At 73.4% G+C, this 5,054-nt stretch carries 4 protein-coding genes; 1 reads left to right on the forward strand and 3 read right to left on the reverse strand.

Annotated features, from left to right (window positions below; all coding sequences use genetic code 11):
• Window positions 1-467 precede the first annotated feature (467 nt).
• From glnII to HET64_RS36415, 3 genes are all read right to left on the reverse strand, one after another.
• Complete coding sequence (gene glnII / locus HET64_RS36405) at window positions 468-1,502, reverse strand: glutamine synthetase (RefSeq protein WP_215111515.1); 1,035 nt, start codon at window positions 1,500-1,502, stop codon at window positions 468-470.
• A 210-nt stretch (window positions 1,503-1,712) separates the two neighbouring features.
• Complete coding sequence (locus HET64_RS36410; protein ID WP_215111516.1) at window positions 1,713-2,852, reverse strand: hypothetical protein; 1,140 nt, start codon at window positions 2,850-2,852, stop codon at window positions 1,713-1,715.
• Complete coding sequence (locus HET64_RS36415) at window positions 2,849-4,342, reverse strand: hypothetical protein (RefSeq protein ID WP_215111517.1); 1,494 nt, start codon at window positions 4,340-4,342, stop codon at window positions 2,849-2,851. Before HET64_RS36415 ends, HET64_RS36410 begins: the two co-directional genes overlap by 4 nt.
• 343 nt (window positions 4,343-4,685) lie before the next feature.
• Here HET64_RS36415 and HET64_RS36420 point away from each other — a divergent pair.
• A partial coding sequence (locus HET64_RS36420) for a Gfo/Idh/MocA family protein (RefSeq protein ID WP_215111518.1) occupies window positions 4,686-5,054 on the forward strand: 369 nt, incomplete at its 3' end.

Here is a 5,054-nt window from a genome sequence, read left to right on the forward strand (position 1 = left end):
CGGGGCTCGGAGATGTGTATAAGCGACAGGTGGGACGGGCCGCAGCGGGCGCCGGGGACGCCGCGGTGGCGGCGGACGCGGCGGAGAAAGTACGGGTGTTCGCCATGAGGGTCAGCTCTTTCGCGCGAGGAGTCGTCAGGGACGGACTTACGTCGTGCGCGCGGACCGAAGGCCGGGGTGAGCGGCTTTAGTGGGCCTGCGCGTTCCACGCGCGGCAACACACCCGGTCGAAATCATGGTGCTGACGGGAAGGCCAGAACGGTTCGAGGTCGCTGCGACCCGACGCGATGTGCTGGTAGCTGGCCATGTGCTCCATTGAAGCAGACATTGCGGCCGTGCATCAGACTCCTCTCACCCGTCGATACGGACCCTTTGCGTTACGTTCCTCACGCCCGGCCCGCACCACACGTGCCGGAGGGGCCCGCCGGCGAACCGGCGGGCCCCTCCTCACGTGATCGGCGTCGGGATCAGACCTGGTCGGCCTTCTCCAGCGCGGTGCAGCAGGTGTCGACGATCAGCCGTGTGACGACGTACGGGTCGACGTTGGCGTTGGGACGGCGGTCCTCGATGTAACCCTTGCGGTCCTGCTCGACCTGCCACGGGATACGGACCGAGGCGCCGCGGTCGGAGACGCCGAAGGTGTACTCGTTCCACGGGGCGGTCTCGTGCAGGCCGGTGAGGCGGTCGTCGATGCCCGCGCCGTAGTTCTTCACGTGGTCCATCGGCTTGGAGCCCTCGCCCAGCGACTCGCACGCGGTGATGATCGCGTCGTAGCCCTCGCGCATCGCCCCGGTGGAGAAGTTGGTGTGCGCGCCCGCGCCGTTCCAGTCGCCCTTGACCGGCTTCGGGTCCAGCGTGGCGGAGACGTTGAAGTCCTCGGCGGTGCGGTACAGCAGCCAACGGGCCACCCACAGCTGGTCGGAGACCTCCAGCGGGGAGAGCGGGCCGACCTGGAACTCCCACTGTCCGGGCATGACCTCGGCGTTGATGCCGGAGATGCCGAGCCCCGCCGCCAGGCAGTTGTCGAGGTGCTTCTCCACGATGTCGCGGCCGAAGATCTCGTCCGCGCCGACACCGCAGTAGTAGCCGCCCTGCGCGGCCGGGAAGCCGCCCTCGGGGAAGCCGAGCGGCCGGTGGCCGTCGAAGAAGGTGTACTCCTGCTCGATGCCGAAGATCGGGGCCTGGCCCGAGAACCGCTCGGCGACCGGACGGAGCGCGGCACGGGTGTTGGACTCGTGCGGCGTCATGTCGATGTCGAAGACCTCGCACAGGACGAGGATGTCCGTGCCGCCGCGGATCGGGTCCGGACAGGTGAAGACGGGCTTCAGCACCCGGTCGGACGCGTGGCCCTCGGCCTGGTTGGTGCTGGAACCGTCGAATCCCCAGATGGGCAGATCCGCCACGTCCCCCGACGGTGCGCCGTCCATGATCTTCGTCTTGGAACGAAGCTTGGCGGTCGGCTCGGTGCCGTCTATCCAGATGTACTCAGCCTTGAACGTCACGGACGCCATCCTTTGCGGGTGCAGCGGTCTATGCGCCGCAGCTTGGCAAGACGCGATTTCCCGTCCGTTGCCCGGATGTGAACCCCGTGTTACCGAGGTTTCCTGCGTTTGGGGAGAGCCGCGTCCGGACCGTCACCCGCTGCCCGGGGGCTCCGGGGGGATGCCTCGGACGCTACGGGGGTGCGCCTCGGAGGCCACGCGGGGTACGCCTCAGACACTGCCCTTGAGCAGGGCCGAGAACCCGGCCGCCCGCATCCGGCGGATCAGCTCCTCCCGGCTCGACCCCAGCGCGGCGGCCGCCCGGTCCAGCTCCCAGTCGGCCCGGGCCAGGGTCCGCAGGAGATGGCCCCGGCGGATCTGGGCGTCGGAGAGCCGGAACGTCTTGAGGTAGGCGACCCGCCCCCGGTGATCGGTGATCGTCTCCCCGATGTGCTGCCCGCCCCCGTCCCGGACGAACGGCGGCAGGAAGCGCCACAGGGTGAAGGACTTCATCCGGTACACCCGCTCGAACGCGTACGAGGTGTCCAGCAGCTCCCGCGCGAACAGGGTGTCGTGCGCCTCCTCCCACGCCCGCTCCTGCGCCCGCGCCGCCGCCCGCAGCTCGCCGAGGTCACGGATGTGCTCCTCGCCCCCGATCCGCACCGGCACCTGGGGCACCGGCGCCCCGTACAGCGCGTACTGGTGGACCAGCTCCCCGTAGAGGTCCTCCACCAGCGAGGCGTGCAGGAGGCGGTAGTCGTCCGGGTGCGGGACCACGAAGGAGGCGGCGAGCGCGTCGGAGACGTACACCATCACCCCGCACTGGCCCGGGTGGATCTCGAAGATCCGCAGCGCGTCCGCGAGCCCGCGCACCGACCGCCCGAGGTAGGCGTCCTCGGCGCGCGGCGAGAGCCCGTCGCGCAGCGCCGTCCGCGACCACTCCTCCCAGGCGGTCGACGGACCGCCGAAGTGCAGGGCGAGATACCCCTCCAGCGCCAGGTGCGACGGCAGGAACCGCAGCCGGTCGCCGGGCCGCCGCTTGGCCATCCGGTGGTGCGGCAGCGGCGGCAGCGGGACGGCCCGGGGCGCGCCGCCCCCGCCGAACTGGGTGCCGTAGGCGGCCGACTGACGGCCCGCCGCCGGGGCCGGGCCGTCCTCGCCCGACCAGTCGGCGACCAGACCGTGCGGGATGTACGAGACGTAGCGGGCCCGGGGCCCGAGCTCGACGATCCCCGCGCCGAGACCCTCGTACACCTCGCGGTGCAGCCGCAGCCCCTCCACGGGCGTCCCGCGGACCAGCGGGACGAGACGGACCCCGCCCCACACCTGCGAGGGCCGGGCGGTGAGCCCGGTCAGCTCCAGCCGGTTCACGGGGCCACCCCCTCCTCGCCTTCTCCGGTGAACCGGGCCACTCGCCGGTCCAGATACGCGTACAGCTCCGCCGTCCCCGTACGCCCCTCCGCGAACCGGGCGATCTCCACCAGCGCGGGCAGATCCTCCGCGTCCCGGATCCCGGCCGTCGCCACCTCCGCCGCCAGCCGCCGCACGTCGAGACCCTCCGCGTCGTATACGGGGTTGAGGTGCACCACCGCCGTCCGCCGCTCCGGATCCAGCCGACGCCGCCACACCCGCAACACCTCGCCCGCCAAGCCCGCCGGAGCGTTGTCCCAGCCGTCCGACACGATCACCAGCCGGTCCGGGGCCGCGCCGGCGGGGCCCGGCTCCAGCGCGTCCAGGACCCGCGTCCCCAACGGGGTCGGCCCCCACGGGCGGACGAGCAGCGCGTCGCCCGCGCCCGAAGTCCACAGCCCCCGGTACGCGCCGGGCGCGGCGAGCGCCTCCAGCAGGTGGTGGCAGGCCAGCGCCACGGCGAGCGGCCGCCGCCGCTTCTGCCCCGAACCGGACGAGGAGAAGCTGTCGTCCAGCACCGCGTGCACCCGCCCCCAGCTCCCCGCGTGCCCGCCCGCCGCCCGGCGGGCCGCCGCGCGCAGGGCGCCGGTCAGCTCGGCGCGCCGCTCGGCACGCTGCTCGAAGCCGAGCGACAGCACGTACAGGGCGAGCCGGGTCAGCGGCATCACGGTCAGATCCACGTGCGCCACCGGGGAGTTCGGCCGCCGGACCGCCGCACGCTGCTCCTGGGTGCGCAGCCGCTCCAGCCGGGTCATCCGGGGCGCGGCCCGCTTCAGGAACACCTCGCGCTTCATCCCGTGCCTGGCGGCGAACCCCTCCGCCACCGTGAACGGCAGCTCGGCCACGGCCCCCTGCTCGTAGTGGGCGCGCCGCCAGGCATCGAGCATCCCGTGCTCGTAGCGCGGCAGCCGGCCGGGCCGGAACAGGAACGCCTCGACCTCGGCGAGCGGTCCGCCTCCGTCCGGGCAGGGCAGGTGGATGTGCCGGACGGCCGTCCTCAGCCCGGCCCGGTACTTCACCGCGTCATGGCCCAGGTCCGGCCGGGCCGTCAGCCAGTCCCGCATGATCGCCCGGGTGCGCCGGTTGTTGACCTTGCCGCTGCGCAGCTCGCCGAAGAGCCGGTAGACGCGCGGCGGCGGCAGCAGCGCCAGCCGGGCGGCGATCAGCCGCCCTTCGGTACGCCGCTCCTCGCGGCTCGCCTCGCCCGCCGTCTCCAGCAGCCGGCGAACGATGAGGGCCGCGTTGTGGTGGTTGATGTCCAGGGCCAGCGAAGCGGCGTACACCCGGCGGTAGTTGACCCGTACGTAGGTGTGCAGGAAGTCCAGGGACAGCCGCTGGTCGGCGGCGCCCGAGCGGAACTCGCGCTGCCCGGTCGCGGTGATCGCCGCGTTCACGAAGAGCAGGACGTCCTCGGCGGCGACGAGGTCGGCGGGGCTTTCGGGCGTGTTCATGGTCGTCCCCCGGGAGGCTGGAGTGCCGGCCGGGGAATGGAGGCACGAACAACGAAATCATCGCTTCATAGGCACGTCTCGGAAGTCGCGCCGGAGTCCCGCGGCCGGCCCCGGAAACGTAACGGGGCAGGGCCACTCCACGCCACCGCATTCGGGCGCCCGGCGATGTCCCGCGCGGAGAGCCGGCTCCCCGCGCCCGGGCGGGCTCCCGCGCCGGGGAGGCTCCCAGGTCCGTGCGGCTCCCGCGGCAGGGAGGCTCCCAGGTCCGTGCGGCTCCCGCGCCCGGGCGGCGACCGCCCGGGCTCCCCGCACGGCCGGCCGGCGCACCCGGCACACTGGCCCCATGGACTCACCCGCCGGCACCACCGCCCCCCTCCGTATCGGCCTCCTCGGCACCGGCCCCTGGGCACACAACACCCAGGCCCCCGCGCTGGCCGCCCATCCAGGCGTCGAACTGAGCGGGGTGTGGGGCCGCAGGGCCGAGGCGGCGGACGCCCTCGCCGCCGCCCACGGGGCCCGCGCGTACACCGGTGAGGAGGGCGTCGACGCGCTTCTGGAGGCGAGCGACGCGGTGGCCTTCGCACTGCCGCCGGACGTGCAGGCCCCGCTCGCGGTCCGCGCCGCCGAGGCGGGCTGCCACCTCCTGATGGACAAGCCGGTGGCCACGACGGTGGAGGGGGCCCGTGCGGTGGCCGGGGCGGCGGAGAAGGCG

The organism is Streptomyces sp. McG3 (genome assembly GCF_018619185.1).
Lineage (GTDB): Bacteria > Actinomycetota > Actinomycetes > Streptomycetales > Streptomycetaceae > Streptomyces.

What these genes read in the sequence shown, in the direction of transcription:
- HET64_RS36415 (WP_215111517.1), bottom strand. Translation starts at nt 4,342, where the DNA reads ATGAACACGCCCGAAAGCCCCGCCGACCTCGTCGCCGCCGAGGACGTC.